This is a genomic window from Novosphingobium silvae, assembly GCF_009856825.1.
Taxonomy (GTDB): Bacteria; Pseudomonadota; Alphaproteobacteria; order Sphingomonadales; family Sphingomonadaceae; genus Novosphingobium; species Novosphingobium silvae.
On the sequence record NZ_WVTD01000003.1, the window covers coordinates 176,593 to 193,389 of the forward strand.

A 16,797-nucleotide genomic window follows, 5' to 3' on the forward strand; every position below is an offset into this window, starting at 1 on the left:
GCAAGGTTTCCGATGGACAAAAAGAAAAGGGCCGCGCGGCGGCGGCCCTTTTCCTCTAGCGCATCCCCGGCGTTCAGGCCACCTCGCCCAGCCGGTCGAGGTGCTTGTCCAGCGTGATCGGATATTCGCGGATGCGAACGCCCGTGGCATTGTAGATCGCGTTGGCCACTGCCGCGCCCACGCCGCACAGGCCCAGCTCGCCCACGCCTTTCGCCTTCATTGGCGAGACCTTGTCGTCCGCCTCGTCAAGGAAGACGACGTCCTGGTGCGGGATGTCGGCATGAACCGGCACTTCGTAGCCGGCGAGGTCGTGGTTGACGAAGAAGCCGAAGCGCTTGTCCACCGCCAGTTCCTCCATCAGCGCGCCGCCCACGCCCATCGTCATCGCGCCGATCACCTGGCTGCGCGCCGACGTGGGATTGAGGATGCGCCCTGCAGCGCAGACTGCCAGCATCCGCCGCACCCGCGTCTCACCAGTGTAGCGATCGACCGCCACCTCGACGAAGTGCGCGCCGAAGGTGGACTGCTGGAACTTCTTGGCAAGATCGCCGAACTCGATCGAATCCTCGACCACGATCTCGCCGCCGCGCGCGGCGCTGGCGATGTCGGCCGTACGGTTGCCCACGCGCACCTGACCGCCTTCGAACACCGCCTCGCCCGGGCCGAAGCCCAGCTTCGCCACGACTGCCTCGCGCAGCTTGACACACGCGGCATAGACGCCGGAAGTGGAGCTGTTGGCGCCCCACTGGCCGCCCGACCCGGCCGATACCGGTGCCGAGGAATCGCCCAGCTTCACGTTCACTTTCGCCAGAGGCACGCCCATCATCTCCGCCGCGGTCTGGGCGATGATGGTGTAGGTGCCGGTCCCGATGTCGGTCATGTCGGTTTCCACCGAGACCTCGCCCGAGGTGCTGAGGCGCACCCGCGCGCCCGACTTCTGGTTGAGGTTGTTGCGGAAGGCCGCAGCCACGCCCATCCCGACGAGCCAACGCCCGTCGCGAACCTGCCCCGGCTTGGCCTTGCGGCGGTTCCAGCCGAAACGCTGCGCGCCCTCTTCCATGCAGCGCACGAGATTGCGCTGCGAGAACGGACGCTCGGGGTTCTCGGGATCGACCTGCGTATCGTTGAGGACACGGAAGGCGACCGGGTCCATGCCCAGCTTCTCGGCCATTTCGTCGATCGCGATCTCCAGCGCCATCATGCCCGGAGCCTCGCCCGGCGCGCGCATGGCGTTGGCTTCGGGCAGGTCGAGCACGGCAAGGCGCAGCGCGGTCATCCGGTTGGCGCCGGCGTAGAGCAGCTTGGTCTGCTGCGTCGCCGCCTCGGGTCCGCCACCCTCAAGATCGCCGGACCAGCTTTCGTGGCCGATCGCGGTGATCTTGCCGTCGCGCGCGCAGCCCAGCCGGATGCGCTGGATGGTGGCGGGGCGGTGCGTGGTGTTGTTGGCCATCAGCGGGCGCTGCAGCGCGAGCTTCACCGGCCGCTTCGCCGCGCGCGCGCCCAGCGCCGCCATGAGGACGTCCGCGCGCAGGAACAGCTTCCCGCCGAAGCCGCCGCCGATGTAGGGCGAGATGAGGCGCACGTTCTCGACCGGAAGCTGCAGCGTGGCCGCAAGGTCCTTGAGCCCCCAGTTGATCATCTGGTTCGCGGTCCAGACCGTGAGCTTGCCCCCTTCCCACGCGGCGATGGTGGCGTGCGGCTCCATCATCGCGTGGCTCTGGTCAGGCGTGGTGTAGGTTTCGTCGATCTGCACCGGAGCGCCCGCGAAGGCGCCCTCGAAATCGCCCGCGCCGCTCGGCGCGTCGGAACCGGTGCCCTCCTTGGCGTCGGGCTTCGCCGCCACGAGGTCGAAGCGGCCTGCGTCGCGCGCATAGTCGACATCGATCAGCGCCGCCGCAGCGCGCGCCTGCTCGAACGTCTCGGCGACGACGACGGCAACGGCCTGGTGGTAGTGCTCGACCTGCGGACCGGCGAGCAGGTGGGCGGTGTTCATCCGCCCCTTGCCCAGCTTGCCCGCGTTGCGGTGCGTGACGACGGCAACGACGCCCGCCGCACGCTCCGCGCGCGCGGTGTCGATCGAGCGGATGGTGCCCTTGGCCACGGCCGAGCCCAGGATATAGCCATAAGCCATCTTCCCCGGAACGTCCTGGTGCTCATAGGCGTAGGGCGCCTGTCCGCTGACCTTGAGCGGCCCGTCGATGCGCGGGGTGGGCTTGCCCACCACCGTCATGCGATCGATCGGGTTGGTCCCTGCGGGTGTGTCGAACTTCATGCCTCTCGAGCCTCCGCGATGACGGATGCGATGGTACGCTTCGCAAGGGTGATCTTGAACGCGTTGTCCTCACGCGGGGCGGCCTCGGCGAACAGGCGGTCGGCGACCGGCCCCGCTCCCTTCGGCAGCAGCGCGTCGGCCTCCGCTTCCCGCCAGGGCTTGTGGGCGACGCCGCCCAGCGCCACCGCGCCGCGGCCGTCGCGTCCGATCACCGCAGCCACGGAGACGAGCGCGAAGGCGTAGGACGCACGGTCCCGCACCTTGCGGTAGATATGCGTACCGCCCCGTTGCCTGGGCAGCGCGACGGAGATGATCATCTCACCCTTGTCGAGCACCGTGTCGCGATGCGGCGTGTCGCCAGGCAGCCTGTGGAACTCGGCGATGGAGATGGCGCGGGTGGTGCCATCGGGGCGGATCGTCTCCACCGACGCATCGAGCACGCGCATGGCGACCGCCATGTCGCTGGGGTGCGTGGCGATGCAGGCCTCGCTGGTGCCGACCACCGCGAGCTGGCGCGAGAACCCGCCGATGGCCGCGCAGCCCGAGCCGGGCTTGCGCTTGTTGCAGGGCATGTTGACGTCGTAGAAATAGGGGCACCGCGTGCGTTGCAGCAGGTTGCCCGCCGTGGTCGCCTTGTTGCGCAGCTGGCCCGAGGCGCCCGCGACGAGCGCCCGCGTGAGGACAGCGTAATCCTCGCGCACGCGCTTGTCGGCGGCAAGGTCGGTGTTGCGCACGAGAGCGCCGATGCGCAGCCCGCCGCCGTCGATCTCCTCGATCTTGTCCATGCCAAGGCCGTTGACGTCGATGAGATGCGTGGGCGTCTCGATCTCGAGCTTCATCAGGTCGAGGAGATTGGTGCCGCCGGCGATGAAGCGCGCGCCCGGCATCGAGGCGGCCTTGGCGGCGGCATCCTGCGCGCTGGTGGCGCGCTCGTAGGTGAACGGCCTCATGCGCGGTCTCCTGCGATGCCGGCGACGTCGGCCATGGCATCGGCGATGTTGGAGTAGGCGCCGCAGCGGCAGATGTTGCCGCTCATGCGCTCGCGCATTTCGTGCGTGGTCATCGCGGGAGCCTTGGAGACATCGCCGGTGACGTGGCTGGGGATGCCTGCGCGGATCTCCTCGAGCACGGCGACGGCGGAGCAGATCTGGCCCGGCGTGCAGTAGCCGCACTGGTAGCCGTCATGCTCCACGAAGGCGGCCTGCATGGGGTGCAGGTTGCCCGGCGTACCCAGACCCTCGATCGTGGTCACCTCGTCGCCCTCGTGCATTACCGCAAGGCTGAGGCACGAGTTGATGCGCCGCCCGTCGACGATGACGGTGCAGGCGCCGCACTGCCCATGGTCGCAGCCCTTCTTGGTGCCGGTGAGATGCAGGTGTTCGCGCAGGGCGTCGAGCAGCGTGGTGCGCGTATCGAGAGTGAGAGTGACGGGCTTGCCGTTGACCTTCATGCCGACCCGGCCCTGTGGCGGGGCCGCGCCATCGGCCTGAGCGAGGGCGACGCCGCCCAGCCCCGGGCCCGCGCCCATCGAACCCGCGAACGCGGCGCCTGCCGCGCTGGTCTTGAGAACGTCGCGCCGGGAAATCGCTCCGTGTCCTTCCGTCATGGTGATGTTCCTTTTTCGGGGATGACGATGGCGAAAGCCATAGCCGCACGCGCCCGCTTGCCCAGGCGCGCCCCTTCTTGCCCATCCGTCCTTTCTGCCCCTACGGGCCGCGTTTTTCCATGGGGCTAGACTTGCATGCTGCAGTGAGCGCCGCTCACCGTCGCATCAAGTTCCATACACTGCGGGATATAGTTCTCGGGCGCGAAAAGAGCCTCGTTCGATGCCGGCGCGACCCGAAGCGCATCGAACGGGTTCCAATCCTCCGCCAAGACGGGGGCGGCGCTTTCCCGGCGCCTGCCCCCGGTTTCATTGGTCACCGCCTGCACCGTGACGCGGCGCAGGCCATGCCCGGCTCCGACCCGTCAGAACGCCGCTTCGTCCAGCGCCATCATCGAGGCTTTGCCGGCCTTGATGGCGAGGAATGCGGTGGTCGCCTGCGGCAGGATGCGGTCGAAGAAGAACTGCGCGGTCGCAAGCTTCGCCTTGTAGAACGCGGCGTCCTCCGTGCCGGTCGCCAGCCTGTCGCGCGCGATCAGGGCGGACTTGGCAAAGCAGTAGCCCATCGCCACCAGCCCCATGAGGCGCAGGTAGTCGGTTGCCGCCGCGCCTGCTTCCTCGGGGTCCTTCATCCCCTTCTGGGCAATGGTGGCGGTGGAGAGCTGCAGCGCGCCGAAGGCCTTTTCCAGCCCTTCGATCATCGGCTTGAACTGACCGTCCGCCTTGTTCGCCTCGATGAAGCGGGACACGGGATGGAAGAAGCTGCGCAGGTTGCGCCCCATGTGCGCGGGCAGCTTGCGCCCGACGAGGTCCAGCGCCTGGATGCCGTTGGTGCCCTCGTAGATCATGGCGATGCGCCCGTCGCGCACGTACTGCTCGACGCCGCTTTCCGAGATGAAGCCGTGGCCACCGTAGACCTGCACGGCAAGGTTCGCGTTTTCATAGCCGAGGTCGGTGAAGAGCGCCTTCACCACCGGCGTCATCAGGGCGATGAAGTCGCTGGCGCGCTGCTTCACCTCGGGGTCGCTCGCGTGCCTCTCGGCGTCGAGCGCGCGGCTAACCCACCCGCCCAGCGCGCGGCAGCCTTCGTTGTTGGCGCGCATGATCATCAGCATGCGCCGCACGTCGGGATGGACGATGATCGGGTCGGCCGGGCCGCCGGGGTTCTTGACGCCCGACAGCGAGCGGCCCTGCAGGCGCTCCTTCGCGTAGTAGACGGCCGACTGGTACGCCGCCTCGCCCACGCCGAGGCCCTGCACGCCTACCGAGACACGCTCGGTGTTCATCATCGTGAACATGGCCTCCATGCCCTTGTGGGGCTTGCCGACCAGCCAGCCGGTCGAGCCGTCGAAGTTCAGCTGGCACGTGGCCGAGGCCTTGAGCCCCATCTTGTGCTCGATCGCCGCCACCGACACCCCGTTCGAGGGTCCGGGCGTGCCGTCTTCCTTGGGCAGGTACTTGGGCACCAGGAACAGGCTGATGCCCTTCACGCCCTCGGGCGCGTCCGGCAGGCGGGCCAGGACGAGGTGCACGATGTTCTCGGTCAGGTCGTGCTCGCCGGCCGAGATGAAGATCTTGCTGCCGCTGACGAGGTAAGAGCCGTCGTCCTGCGGCACCGCCTTGGTGCGCAGCATGCCCAGGTCCGTGCCGCAGTGCGGCTCGGTAAGGCACATCGTGCCCGACCAGTCGCCCGAGACCATCTTGGGCAGGTAGAACTGCTTCAGCTCGTCGCTGGCATAGCCCTCGATCGCGGTGGTCGCGCCGTGGGTCAGGCCCGGATAGAGGCTGAACGAGAGATTGGCCGAGCAGATCATCTCCTCGGTCATCTTGTTCACGGTTTCGGGAAGACCCTGTCCGCCCCACTCCGGGTCGGAGGCCAGCGCGCACCAGCCACCCTCGCGGAACATGTCGTAGGCTTCCTTGAAGCCCTTGGGCGTACGGACGACGCCGTTCTCCAGCGTGCAGCCCTCGATGTCGCCCGAGCGGTTCAGGGGCAGCAGGACCTCGGTCGCCACCTTGGCCGCTTCTTCCAGCACCGCATCGACAAGGTCGGGGGTGAACTCGGACAGCGCCTCGATCTCGCCGAAGCCGTCGTCCTGGTGAAGTTCGTGGATCACGAACCGCATGTCGCGCAGGGGCGCTTCATAGACTTGCATGTGTCACTCTCCTCGAGCGGCTCCGGCCGGGCCGGAAGCCGCCCCTTTGTCTTCAGTTCCGCAGCGGCTTGCCGGTTTCGAGCATGTGCTCCACCCGGGCGATCGAGCGCGGCTCGCGCACCAGGCGCATGAAGGTCTCGCGTTCCAGCTTCAGCAGTTCCTGCTCGCTCACGGTGTCGACGAGGTCCGCCTCGCCACCCGAAAGCACGTTGGCCAGCGCGTCGGAAACCACGAGGTCGTAGTCCGTCGCCTTGCCCTGCTTGTGGAACCCGTCGGCCGCCATGCCCAGCGCTACGCGGCCGCTTTCGCCGGGAAGGCGGAAGTGCGGCGGCTCGGGCGGGGTGTAGCCCTCCACCAGGCTCAGCGCCTTCTGCTTGGCGTCGTAGAGCAGGCGGTCGCGGTTCATGGTGATGGCATCGTCGGGGCGCAGGAACAGCATTTCCTTCGCCTGCGCCGCCGAGCGGGAGACCGAGGCGGTGGAGACCGTCTCGAACACCTTGGCGACCGCGGGCATCGGACCCTTGGGCATCATCTTGTTGTTCTGCCAGCGGTCGAGCATCTCGCCGTTGCCGCCCCAGCCCGGGATCAGGCCGACGCCGCACTCGACGAGGCCGGTGTAGAGCTCGGCATGCGCCTGCACCGCGTCGCAATGGAGCAGGATCTCGCACCCGCCGCCGACCGCGAGGCCCGCAGGCGCGCCGACCACCGGGAACGGCGCGTACTTCAGGCCCTTGTAGGCCATCTGCCCGCCCGCCACGAGCTTCTCGATCTCGCTCCACGCCGCGATGTTCAGCGCGAAGAGCGCGAGGCCCAGGTTGGCGCCCGCCGAGAAGCTGTCGGCATCGTTATAGATGACCAGCGCCTTGTACTGCGCCTTCACCAGGCCGATGGCCTCGACGATGAGCTTCATGACGTCGCCGTCGAGAGCGTTCATCTTGCCGGTGAACTCGAGCGCGACGACCCCGTCGCCTACGTCCCAGAGCGCGGCGGAACCGTTCTTCAGCAGCGGCTTGGAGGCGAGCTTGATGTCCTCAAGTCGCAGCACGCCCTCGGGACGCACGATGTCGCGGTACTCGCCGTCGAGGCCGAGGAACTGGCGCTTGCCGTTCTCGACCCGGTAGAAAGTGCGATCGCCCGCAAGCTTCAGGATCTCGGGCACGGGCTGGCCTTCGGCTTCGAGACGGGCGGCCAGCCAGGCAGCGCCCAGCTTGTCGATCATCTCGAAAGGTCCGGCCTTCCAGTTGTAGCCGAGCTTCATGGCGTCATCGATGGCGACCACGTCGCCCGCCGCCGAGGGGACGAGGCCGGCCGCATAGGCAAGCGTGCCGCCGAGCACGGCCCAGGCATACTCGCCGACCTTGCCCTTCGTCTCCACCAGCTTGCGAAGGTCGCCCTTGCCGGCCGCGCCCGAAGGCCCTGCCGCACGCACGGTCTCACGGTACTCGCCGGTGGCAAGGTCGACAGTCTCCTTGCGGCGACCCATCTCCTTGTTGAGGCGATAGAACCCACCCTTGCCCTTGCGGCCGGTGTAGCCCTCGCCGATCATCTTCTCGATCAGCGGATGACTGCGGGCGATCGCGTGATACGGATCGTCCTTGGCAAGGGTCGAGGTGAGGCTGGCCTGCAGGTGCGGCATGAGGTCGATGCCCACAAGGTCGACGAGGCCGAAGATGCCGGTCTTGGGCACGCCCATCGGCTTGCCCGCGATGGCGTCCGCCAGCTCCACCGTGATGCCCATGTCGAACGCGGCGTTGAGGCCGAGCTGGATCCAGTACGTGCCGATGCGGTTGGCGATGAAGCCGGGGGTGTCGTTGGCCTTCACCACCGTCTTGCCCATGGCGACGTCGGCGAACCGCTCGACCTTCGCAGCCACGCCGGCATCGGTCTCTGGCCCGGTGACGATCTCCAGCAGGCGCATGTAGCGCGGCGGGTTGAAGAAGTGGGTGATGAGGAAGTCGCGCCTGAACGCGTCCGAGCGCCCCTCCACCAGCTGGCCGAGCGGGATCGTCGAGGTGTTCGAGGACACAGCCGTGCCCTCACGCTTCACCGCCTCGATCTTGGCGTAGAGGCCCTGCTTGATGTCGAGCCGCTCGATCACGGCTTCCACCACCCAGTCGCACTCGGCGATCTTGTCGAGGTGATCCTCGATATTGCCGGTTTCCACCAGCTTGGCCGCCGACTTGCTCATGAACGGCGCGGGCTCGGTCTTGAGCATCTTCGCCACTGCGCCCTCGGCGATGGCGTTGCGGTTCGCACCGTCCCTGGGGACGATGTCGAGCAGCAGCACCGGCACGCCGGCATTGGCGACCTGCGCTGCGATGCCTGCGCCCATGGTACCCGCGCCGATCACGCAGACCTTCTTGATTGCGCTTTCGTTCGAAAGAGGGCTCATTCCACGGCCTCCAGAACGGTGGCGATGCCCTGCCCGCCGCCGATGCACTGGCTGGCGAGCGCGTACTTGCCGCCTTCGCGCTTGAGCAGCGAGGCTGCCTTGCCGACGATGCGGGCGCCGGTCGCGCCGAGCGGGTGGCCGATGGCGATGGCGCCGCCGTCGATGTTCACCTTGGCGGTGTCGAGGCCGAGATCCCTGATGCAGGCAAGCGCCTGGCTGGCGAATGCCTCGTTCAGCTCCACCACGTCGAGGTCGGCGGCGGAAATTCCTGCGCGCTCCATCGCCTTCTGGCTGGACAGGATCGGACCCAGACCCATCGTCTCGGGCGCGCAGCCGGAAATGGCGACCGACTTGATGCGGGCGAGGATCGGCAGGTTGCGGGCGCGCGCGTATTCCTCGGTCGTGACGAGCACGGCGCTGGCGCCGTCGGTCAGCGGCGAGGACGTGCCGGCCGTGACCGAGCCGTTGGCGTCGAACGCGGGCTTGAGGCCCGCAAGACCCTCGGCCGAGGTCTCGGCGCGGATGGTGCCATCCTCGCTGACGGTGCCGGCCTTGGTCTCGATCGGCACGATCTCGTCGGCAAGCTTGCCGGCTTCACGCGCGGCGGCGGCGCGCTTCTGGCTCTCGACGGCAAGCGCTTCCTGCTCGGCGCGGGAGATCTGGTACTTGGTGGCGACGTTCTCCGCCGTCTCGCCCATGCCCATGTAGGCGGCGCTCTTCTTGGCGAGCGTGGGGTTGGGCAGCGGGTTGAAGCCCATCATCGGCACGCGGCTCATCGATTCGACACCCGCGCAGATGAATGCCTCTCCGGCGCCGATAGCAATCTGGCCCATCGCGATCTGGATCGAGCTCATCGACGAGCCGCAGAAGCGGTTCACCGTCATCCCGCCGACCGAAAGCGGAAGGTCGGCCAGCAGGCCGATGAGGCGGGCGACATTCAGGCCCTGCTCGCCTTCGGGGAAGGCACAGCCGACGATGATGTCCTCGATGTCGGCAGCCTCTACGCCCGTCTTGGCGATAAGGCCGCGGATCACCTGCGCGGCAAGGTCATCGGGGCGGACGCGGGCCAGTGCGCCCTTGCCTGCCAGGTGAAAGGGCGAGCGGGCATAGCCCGCAATCACGACGCTTTGCATGCATTCTCTCCATGGGCGGACCGGCCCGGCTGACGCACCGAATCCGTTGTGATCCTCGTTCCTCGCGAACGTCTTCCCTAAAGGTGCGAATCTTTCCCTATACGTCAAGCACATTTTGGGTTAGACCGATTCTCGTTCGGGTCGGGATCGACCTGCCACCTTCGAAGAAGGGGCGGATCCTGGCGCACAAGCGAACACGGGTAGAGAGATGGAGAGGTCGCTCAAATGCACGTGATGAAACCCCTTGCGCTGGCATTGGTTGCCGCCGGCGTGGCGTCGGCCGTTCCCGCAATCGCTGCCGACGGCGATACCGCCGTTGGGCTGTGGCGCACGCCTGCCAAGAACGGCAGCGTCGAGATCGTTCGCTGCGGCGCTTCGCTCTGCGGCAAGCTCAAGTCGTCGGAAAACCTCCGCAAGAATCCTGAGCTCAAGGACGTCAACAACAAGGACGCCGCCAGGCGCGACCGCCGCCTGAAGGACCTCCAGATCCTGGGCGGCTTCAAGCTTGAAAAGGGCGCCTGGACAGGCGGCACCATCTACAATCCGGAAGACGGCGGCACTTACAAGGCCACGATCACGCCCGCCGGCGCCGACACCATCAAGCTCAAGGGCTGCATCGTCTGGCCCCTGTGCAAGACCCAGACCTGGACGCGGATCAAGTAAGCTTCCGGGTTGTTAAAAACACGCGAAAAGCAATTCGCTTAGGGAGAGTATCGAAATGCATACCAAGTCAGGCCGCATTCTTCTTGCGGGCGCTGCGAGCGCCATTGCGTTCGCCTATGCCGGCACCGCGCAGGCGCAGGCCTTCTACTTGCAGGAACAGTCGGTTCGCGGACAGGGCCGCGCCTTCTCCGGCGAGGCTGCCGACACCGGCGTCGATTCGCTGTGGTGGAACCCGGCCTCTATCGCCGACATGCAGGGCGGCGAAGCGGCGATCCGCGCCAGCGTCATTCTCCCGCGCGGCGACGTGGTGGACAACAACACCCTGATCGTACGTCCCGGCCAGGCTCCCGCATCGGTGGGCGGACAGTCCGTATCGCGCAATCCCATCAACAACGGCGTGCTTCCCTCGGGCGCCGTCGCCTATGGCTTCGGCAAGGTTGCCGTGGGCCTTGCGGTGACCGCGCCGTACTCGTTCACCACCGACTACGACGAGGACAGCTGGGCCCGCTATTCCGCGGACAAGACCAAGCTGCGCACCTTCGACATCCAGCCCAGCATCGCCTTCGCCCCCACCGACTGGCTGCGCGTGGGCGTTGCGGCCAATATCGAACACGTCGATGCGGCGCTCGGCAACTATCTGCCCAACCTCTCGCCGCTGCTGCCCGACGGTCACCAGAACCTCAAGGGCAAGGGCTGGGACATCGGCTGGTCGGCCGGCCTGCAGATCCACGAGGGCCCGGTCACGCTCGGCTTCGCCTACAAGTCGGCGGTCAAGCACAAGCTCGACGGTTCGCTGACGATCGAGGGGCTGGCAGGTCCGCTTGCCGCTCAGAACCGCACGGTCGATGCAACGGCCGAGTTCAGCACGCCATGGCAGGCGATCGGCTCCGTGCGCGCCAAGTTCAGCCCGCAGCTGACCTTCAACGCACAGGTCGTGCGCATGGGGTGGAGCGAATTCGACGCCATCGAACTGGGCGCGCCGCTCAACACCGCCATCCCGGAGAACTACCGCAACAGCTGGACCTGGGCGATGGGCCTCGACTACGACGTCACGCCCCAGTGGACGGTCCGCACCGGCTTCCAGCGCGGCATCACGCCGACCCGCAACGGCGACCGTGACGCCCGCGTGCCCGACAGCAACCGCTGGAACTTCTCGGCCGGCACCAGCTACTCCATGAACTCCAGGTTCACGCTCGACGCCGCGGCTTCCTACATCACCTTCAAGGACGCGCCGATCGATCGCATCACCGCCGCCTATCCCGGCACCGCGGCCCAGACGCCGATCATCACCGACGGCGAGCTGCAGGATGCATCCGCCCTCGTGTTCTCCCTCGGTGCAAGGATGGCCTTCTGATGAGTGACGCGGCGACGATCGGCGGGGTCGCTCCCGCCACGATACCTCTACCGACGGACGAGATGCCGCCGATCGCGCCGCGTCTTCTCACCGACCTGCTGGACCACGCGGTAGAAGCGCATGGTTCATGGCCCGCTGTCGATTTCATGGGCCGCAAGTGGACATACGCCGAGATCGGCGCGCTCTCGCAGCGCGCCGCCCGTGGCCTGCAGGACCTCGGTGTCGTCAAGGGAACGCGGGTGGGCTTGTGCCTGCCCAACACCCCTTATTACGTGATCTGCTACTTCGCCGTCCTGCGCATCGGCGCGGTGGTGGTGAACTTCAATCCGCTCTACACCGAGCGCGAGATGGCCCACCAGGTCGAGGATTCCGGGTGCGAGGTGATGATCACCACCGACCTCGCACTCTCGCTGCCCAAGCTGGAGCCGCTGGTCGGCGTGCGCAACAAGGATGGCGGCTGCCTGAGGCGAGTGGTCGTGTGCCCCTTCGCGGACGTGCTGCCCGCACTGAAGCGGCGGGCCTTCCTGCTGTTCAAGCGCGCCGACATCGCGCACGAGCCGCACGACTTGCGCTTCGTGCGCTTCGAGAACCTCATCGCCCGCAGCGCGCCGCTCGATCCGGTGGAACGCTTGCCCAATGACCTGGCTGTGCTCCAGTACACCGGCGGGACCACCGGCGTGCCCAAGGGCGCGATGCTCAGCCACGCCAACCTCGCCGCCAACTCGGCGCAGATGATCGCCCACGTCGGCCACATGCCCGACAAGCAGGAGCGCACGCTGGGCGTCCTGCCGCTGTTCCACGTCTTCGCGCTGACGACCGTGCTCAACTATTCGGTCGATACCGCCGCAGAGATGATCCTGCTGCCGCGCTTCGACATGAAGTCCTTCCTGGCCACCGCCAAGCGCACCAGGCCTACGCAGTTCTTCGGGGTCCCCACGCTCTACACCGCGCTCAACGGGCAGCAGCTTCACGGCGAGTTCGACCAGACCCGTGTGTGCATCTCGGGCGGAGCGCCGCTGCCGCTGGAAGTGCGGCGCGAGTTCGAAGCGAAGACCGGCGTCAGGGTGGTCGAGGGTTACGGTTTGTCCGAGGCCAGCCCGATCATCGCCTGCAACCCGCTGGACGGCCTCGTCAAGGACAACTCCTGCGGGCCTGCTTTCCCGGGCACCCAGCTTGAGATCCGCGATCCCAACGACCCCACCCGCACCTGCGCGCGGGGCGAGAAGGGCGAGGTCTGCGCACGCGGTCCGCAAGTCATGAAGGGCTACTGGAACAAGCCCGAGGAGACCGACAAGACGTTCGTCTATGGCGCGCTGAAGACCGGGGATATTGGCTATCTCGACGAAGACGGCTATCTGTTCCTCGTCGACAGGATCAAGGACGTGATCCTGTGCGGTGGCTACAACGTCTATCCGCGCATCATCGAGGAGGCTCTCTACGAGCATCCGATGATCGCGGAGGCGGCGGTGATCGGCGTGCCCGATGCCTACCGGGGGCAATCCCCGAAGGCTTTCGTGGTGCTCCATGCGGGGGACATCTTGGATCAGGACACACTGCTCGCCTTCCTGCGCGAAAGGCTGAACAAGATCGAGCTTCCCTCCTCCATCGAGTTCCGCGACTCCCTGCCCAAGACCATGGTCGGCAAGCTTTCCAAGAAGGAACTTGCCACGGAGGAAGCGGCGCGTCGCAACGGCGGCGGGACGGCGGCTTGAACGTTCCCGTTGCCCCCGCGTCGGTCCCCCTCCCGCCCGAGCAGACAGACCGGTCCGACATGATCGGCATCCAGGATGCCGCGACGCAGCTTGGCGTGACCATGCGCACTTTGCGCTTCTACGAGGACAAAGGCCTCATCTCGCCGCAGCGGGTAGGCACGACGCGCATCTTCTCCCGCCGGGAGATCGGGCGGATGCAGCTCATCCTGCGCGGCAAGCGCCTCGGTTTCACGATCCGCGAGATCAAGGAGTTCCTCGATCTCTACGACGTGGACCCCGAACATGTCGAACAGGTCCGCACGCTGCACAACAAGGTGTCGGCCCGGATCTCGGACCTGCGCAAGCAGAAGCGCGCGATCGAGCAGACGCTGGACGAACTGCTCTCGATCGAGCGGCAGGCGCAGGCTTGGCTCAACGGTTCGCCGGTCAGGCCGGTGGGAGACGGCAAGTGAACGATGTATCGCGCGCGGCAGTGGCCGAACTGAAAACGCTTCTGGACGTGGAGGAGATCGACACCGATCTGTTCCGCGGCGCCTCTTCCGCCGAAGGCCCGGGCCGCGTGTTTGGCGGCCAGGTCGTGGCGCAGGCCCTTGCCGCGGCGGCGCGCGGCGTGGGCGAAGACCGACAGGCCCACTCGCTCCACGCCTACTTCCTGCGCGCTGGCGATACTACCCGGCCCATCATCTACCGCGTCCTGCGCGATTTCGACGGTGGCAGCTTTGCCAACCGGCGGGTGGTGGCCATGCAGGGCGGCAAGCCGATCCTGAACCTTGCGGCGTCCTTCCACCGACGCGAGGACGGCTTTGCGCATGCCGCGCCGATCCCGCAAGTCCCCGGACCCGACCGCTGCCCCGACCTGGTAAGCGCGCTGGAGGCCGCGGGGCGCGAGTTCCCGCAGGCCATGCTGGAGCGCCTCGCCGCTTTCGAAGTCCGCCCCGGCCCGCCGGCGACCGAGAGCAGCGGGACCCCGCGCCAGTTCCTGTGGTTCCGCCTTTCCGCGCCGCTTTCGCCGGACGACGCCCTCGCCCGCGTGGTGCTTGCCTACGCCAGCGACTTCGCGCTCGTCTCGACGGCAGTGCTACCGCATACCAAGGGCTTCTTCACGCCGGGCCTGCAGGTGGCGAGCCTCGACCATGCGGTCTGGTTCCACTCCACCCCGCAAGTGGACGACTGGCTGCTCTATGCGATGGACAGCCCCTGGGCGGGACACGCCCGCGGCTTTGCGCGAGGCGCGCTCTACGATTCCGCAGGCCGCCTTGTCGCCAGCGTGGCGCAGGAAGGGCTGTGCCGCGCGGTTTCCGCCCGATAGCCCAAGGCGACTTGCCGGTAATCGTTGACGAGCGCCGCACAGTCGTGACCCGATCCGTCGAGGGCCGGGGCTCGATGGCGTCCCCCAGCCCTGCCCGTTATCGCCCCGCACACCTGACTCGCTGACCCGCCGGAGACGATACGATGCCTGCCGCCTACCAGCCTCCCGTCGCAGCGATGCGGTTCCTGCTCGAGCACGTGCTCGATTTCGACGCGCAGATGGCGATGTTGCCCGGCTTGGAGGACGTAACCTCGGAACTGGCAGAGGAAGTCCTGGCCCAGGCCGGGCGCATGTGCACGGAGCGGCTCGCTCCGCTCAACCTGCCCGGCGACGCGGCCGGCACAAGGCTCGTGGACGGCGAAGTGGTGACCGCCCCCGGCTTCGCGCAGGCCTATGCCGACTATGTGGATTCCGGCTGGCCGAGCCTTGCGGGCGATCCAGCCTACGGGGGCCAAGGCCTGTCGCGCGCGGTGCAGATCATGCTCGACGAGATGGTCTCGGCGGTGAACGTCTCGTTCGGCCTCTTCCCCGGGCTCACGCGCGGCGCTGCAGAGGCGCTCGCGGCCCATGGCTCGGAAGAGCTCAAGTCCCTCTATCTCGAGAAGCTCACCACCGGCGAATGGTGCGGCGCGATGGCCCTTACCGAAGCGGGCGCAGGCACAGACCTTGGCCTGCTGCGCACCCGTGCCGACCCGCGCGAGGACGGCAGCTACTCGATCATCGGCACCAAGATCTTCATTTCGTCGGGCGACCAGGACTTTGGCAACAACATCGTCCATCTCGTCCTCGCCCGCCTGCCCGACGCGCCTGCGGGAGTGAAGGGCATCAGCCTGTTCCTCGTGCCCAAGTTCCTGCCATCCGGCAACGGCACGCCGGGTGAGCGCAACGCGATGTCGGTCGGCGCTCTGGAGCACAAAATGGGCATCCACGCGCAGCCCACTTGCGTCATGAACTACGATGGCGCCACCGGCTGGCTTGTCGGAGAACCCGGCCGCGGCCTCAACGCCATGTTCACGATGATGAACGCCGAACGCCTTTTCGTCGGCATCCAAGGGCTGGGCCTCGCCGATGCGGCAACGCAGGCTGCAAGCAGCTATGCGCGAGAGCGTCTGCAGGGCCGTGCTGCCGATGGCCATGGCCCCGTGCCGATCATCGCCCATGCCGACGTGCGCAAGATGCTGCTCGCCGGGCGCGCCTTCATCGAACCGGCCCGTGCGCTCGCCGCCTGGACCGCGATCCGCATGGACGTGGCCGACAGGCATCCCGATCCGCAGGCCCGCGCCGCCGCCCATGCCGACGTCGCTCTCCTCACCCCGGTCATCAAGGCCGCCTTCACCGACCTCGGCTTCGAGACGACCGTGCTGGCGCAGCAGGTCTTCGGCGGCCACGGCTACATCCGCGAAGCGGGCATCGAGCAATACGTGCGCGATGCGCGCATCACCCAGATCTACGAAGGCACCAACGGTGTCCAGGCGATGGACCTCGTCGCCCGCAAGGTGACGATGGAAGGCGGCGAGCCGCTGCGCCGTTACCTCGCCCTGATCGAGGCCGATATCGAGCACGCTGCCGACCATCCGCTGGTGCCGCAGCTACGCGACGCGCTTGCGCTGCTCGCCGACGCCAGTTCCGTCATCGCGGCTGCCGAAGGCGATCCCGACCGGCTTGGCGCGGCGGCCACGGAGTACCTCCACCTGTTCGCGCTGGTATCGCTGGGATGGATGTGGCTGCGCATCCTTGCCGCAGCTCCTGCGCTCGGCGACACGCGGACCCCGCGCGGTCATGCCGCGCTTGCCCGCTATTTCGCCGCGTACCTGCTGCCGCGCGCCGGGCTCCACGCCGCGCGCATCGCCGCCGGTCCGGGGCCGGTCATGGAGCTGGATGAGGAGCTGCTCTGACGCTGACGGGGCGGCGGCAGGCACCCACGCGTGCCCTTCTCAGGCCGGCGTCTCGACCAATTCCGCGATCTCAAAGGTGTAGCGTTTCCACCCGCGCATGCGAGCGGCCTCGGCCAGCGGCAGGCGCTTCTTCCTCGCTTCGGCCAACGACCGCGCATGGCCCCAGAACACTTCGGTGCGGCCGTTCTCCAGCTCCGCGACGATCCGCCAGTAGTGGGTGAAGGCATCGGCAGTCGGGCCGATCGTCTTGACGTAGCCGTCCGGCATCGTCGCGGTGAGATAGCGCTTGCGGCGAGCCATGGGTTTTC

The 16,797-nt window shown here is 67.4% G+C and carries 13 protein-coding genes; 6 read left to right on the forward strand and 7 right to left on the reverse strand.

The features are described 5' to 3' along the window. Positions 1-73: 73 nt before the first annotated feature. The 6 genes from paoC to GR702_RS05895 form a co-directional block, all read right to left on the reverse strand. Positions 74-2,272, reverse strand: a complete 2,199-nt coding sequence (gene paoC, locus GR702_RS05870; RefSeq protein ID WP_160985034.1) for an aldehyde oxidoreductase molybdenum-binding subunit PaoC — start codon at positions 2,270-2,272, stop codon at positions 74-76. After that, entirely contained in the window at positions 2,269-3,222 is a 954-nt protein-coding gene (locus GR702_RS05875) for an FAD binding domain-containing protein (RefSeq protein ID WP_160985035.1), read from the reverse strand. Before GR702_RS05875 ends, paoC begins: the two co-directional genes overlap by 4 nt. Next, positions 3,219-3,878, reverse strand: a complete 660-nt coding sequence (paoA, locus tag GR702_RS05880; RefSeq protein ID WP_160985036.1) for an aldehyde dehydrogenase iron-sulfur subunit PaoA — start codon at positions 3,876-3,878, stop codon at positions 3,219-3,221. Before paoA ends, GR702_RS05875 begins: the two co-directional genes overlap by 4 nt. Positions 3,879-4,240: 362 nt before the next feature. After that, a complete protein-coding gene (locus tag GR702_RS05885; RefSeq protein WP_160985037.1) occupies positions 4,241-6,031 on the reverse strand; it encodes an acyl-CoA dehydrogenase C-terminal domain-containing protein in 1,791 nt (596 codons plus the stop codon). Positions 6,032-6,083: 52 nt separating this feature from the next. Then, positions 6,084-8,423, reverse strand: a complete 2,340-nt coding sequence (locus tag GR702_RS05890; protein WP_160985038.1) for a 3-hydroxyacyl-CoA dehydrogenase/enoyl-CoA hydratase family protein — start codon at positions 8,421-8,423, stop codon at positions 6,084-6,086. Beyond that, on the reverse strand, positions 8,420-9,556 hold the full coding sequence (locus GR702_RS05895; protein WP_160985039.1) for a thiolase family protein: 1,137 nt from the start codon (positions 9,554-9,556) through the stop codon (positions 8,420-8,422). The genes GR702_RS05890 and GR702_RS05895 overlap by 4 nt, the downstream gene beginning before the upstream one ends. Positions 9,557-9,781: 225 nt before the next feature. Between GR702_RS05895 and GR702_RS05900 the strand changes: the two genes are divergently transcribed. The 6 genes from GR702_RS05900 (at position 9,782) to GR702_RS05925 (ending at position 16,489) form a co-directional block, all read left to right on the forward strand. Beyond that, positions 9,782-10,219: a DUF2147 domain-containing protein gene (locus tag GR702_RS05900; RefSeq protein WP_160985040.1), complete on the forward strand. Its 438-nt coding sequence runs from the start codon at positions 9,782-9,784 to the stop codon at positions 10,217-10,219. Positions 10,220-10,274: 55 nt separating this feature from the next. Next, positions 10,275-11,573 (forward strand): OmpP1/FadL family transporter, encoded by a 1,299-nt coding sequence (locus GR702_RS05905; RefSeq protein ID WP_160985041.1) that lies wholly within the window; start codon positions 10,275-10,277, stop codon positions 11,571-11,573. Next, positions 11,573-13,285, forward strand: coding sequence for a long-chain-fatty-acid--CoA ligase (locus GR702_RS05910; RefSeq protein WP_160985042.1), 1,713 nt, complete (start codon positions 11,573-11,575; stop codon positions 13,283-13,285). Before GR702_RS05905 ends, GR702_RS05910 begins: the two co-directional genes overlap by 1 nt. 59 nt (positions 13,286-13,344) lie before the next feature. Beyond that, positions 13,345-13,737: a MerR family transcriptional regulator gene (locus GR702_RS05915; RefSeq protein ID WP_160985175.1), complete on the forward strand. Its 393-nt coding sequence runs from the start codon at positions 13,345-13,347 to the stop codon at positions 13,735-13,737. Beyond that, positions 13,734-14,594 (forward strand): acyl-CoA thioesterase domain-containing protein, encoded by an 861-nt coding sequence (locus GR702_RS05920; RefSeq protein WP_160985043.1) that lies wholly within the window; start codon positions 13,734-13,736, stop codon positions 14,592-14,594. The genes GR702_RS05915 and GR702_RS05920 overlap by 4 nt, the downstream gene beginning before the upstream one ends. Before the next feature lie 143 nt (positions 14,595-14,737). Next, positions 14,738-16,489, forward strand: a complete 1,752-nt coding sequence (locus GR702_RS05925) for an acyl-CoA dehydrogenase (protein WP_160985044.1) — start codon at positions 14,738-14,740, stop codon at positions 16,487-16,489. Positions 16,490-16,528: 39 nt separating this feature from the next. Here the strand turns inward: GR702_RS05925 and GR702_RS05930 are convergent, their stop codons facing one another. Further along, positions 16,529-16,789: a hypothetical protein gene (locus GR702_RS05930; protein WP_160985045.1), complete on the reverse strand. Its 261-nt coding sequence runs from the start codon at positions 16,787-16,789 to the stop codon at positions 16,529-16,531. Positions 16,790-16,797: the final 8 nt, after the last annotated feature.

Excerpts from the sequence above, each read along its gene's own strand:
- paoC (WP_160985034.1), bottom strand. The coding sequence starts at position 2,272 with ATGAAGTTCGACACACCCGCAGGGACCAACCCGATCGATCGCATGACG.
- GR702_RS05875 (WP_160985035.1), bottom strand. The coding sequence starts at position 3,222 with ATGAGGCCGTTCACCTACGAGCGCGCCACCAGCGCGCAGGATGCCGCC.
- paoA (WP_160985036.1), bottom strand. The coding sequence starts at position 3,878 with ATGACGGAAGGACACGGAGCGATTTCCCGGCGCGACGTTCTCAAGACC.
- GR702_RS05885 (WP_160985037.1), bottom strand. The coding sequence starts at position 6,031 with ATGCAAGTCTATGAAGCGCCCCTGCGCGACATGCGGTTCGTGATCCAC.
- GR702_RS05890 (WP_160985038.1), bottom strand. The coding sequence starts at position 8,423 with ATGAGCCCTCTTTCGAACGAAAGCGCAATCAAGAAGGTCTGCGTGATC.
- GR702_RS05895 (WP_160985039.1), bottom strand. The coding sequence starts at position 9,556 with ATGCAAAGCGTCGTGATTGCGGGCTATGCCCGCTCGCCCTTTCACCTG.
- GR702_RS05900 (WP_160985040.1), top strand. The coding sequence starts at position 9,782 with ATGCACGTGATGAAACCCCTTGCGCTGGCATTGGTTGCCGCCGGCGTG.
- GR702_RS05905 (WP_160985041.1), top strand. The coding sequence starts at position 10,275 with ATGCATACCAAGTCAGGCCGCATTCTTCTTGCGGGCGCTGCGAGCGCC.
- GR702_RS05910 (WP_160985042.1), top strand. The coding sequence starts at position 11,573 with ATGAGTGACGCGGCGACGATCGGCGGGGTCGCTCCCGCCACGATACCT.
- GR702_RS05915 (WP_160985175.1), top strand. The coding sequence starts at position 13,345 with ATGATCGGCATCCAGGATGCCGCGACGCAGCTTGGCGTGACCATGCGC.
- GR702_RS05925 (WP_160985044.1), top strand. The coding sequence starts at position 14,738 with ATGCCTGCCGCCTACCAGCCTCCCGTCGCAGCGATGCGGTTCCTGCTC.
- GR702_RS05930 (WP_160985045.1), bottom strand. The coding sequence starts at position 16,789 with ATGGCTCGCCGCAAGCGCTATCTCACCGCGACGATGCCGGACGGCTAC.